Source organism: Alcanivorax sp. UBA3183 (genome assembly GCF_002364155.1).
GTDB classification, from domain to species: Bacteria; Pseudomonadota; Gammaproteobacteria; order Pseudomonadales; family Alcanivoracaceae; genus Alcanivorax; species Alcanivorax jadensis.
Window position 1 is genome coordinate 1 of the sequence record NZ_DEXN01000008.1, and the last position, 395, is coordinate 395.

Here is a 395-nt window from a genome sequence, read left to right on the forward strand (position 1 = left end):
GCCATGTGTCTGGGCGAACAGGCCAATGGACAGTGGCAGAATATTCCCATGTCGGCACGGCGCAACAGCCTGCGTCTGCGAGCGCAGCCAGCTCCGGACACCATCACCCCCGGCAATGAGTACCGGCTGGTTATCAATGGTGGCGACAATGGGGAAGCGGTATTCCGTAGCCACGACCGCTTCGGCAACCTGGATATCAATACGGACCCGCTCAACGGCATGGGTACCTGCGGTCCTCTCTCTAACCAGCCCTGTGAGGGTGGTCCGCCGATTCTGCTCGATTTCACCGCCACGCCGGATGAAGGCGCCGCCTATGCCACCGTGCTGACCCGGGAATACACCGACGTCAATGGCAATGGCAACTGGGATGATGATGAAGTGGAAGCGGTCAACAA

Annotated in this window: 1 protein-coding gene; it reads left to right on the forward strand. The window is 60.0% G+C overall.

Features of this window, described 5'->3' with window-relative positions; translation table 11 throughout:
• Positions 1-395 (forward strand): hypothetical protein (locus B3Q33_RS03080; RefSeq protein WP_286826827.1); only part of this gene is annotated, 395 nt, incomplete at both ends.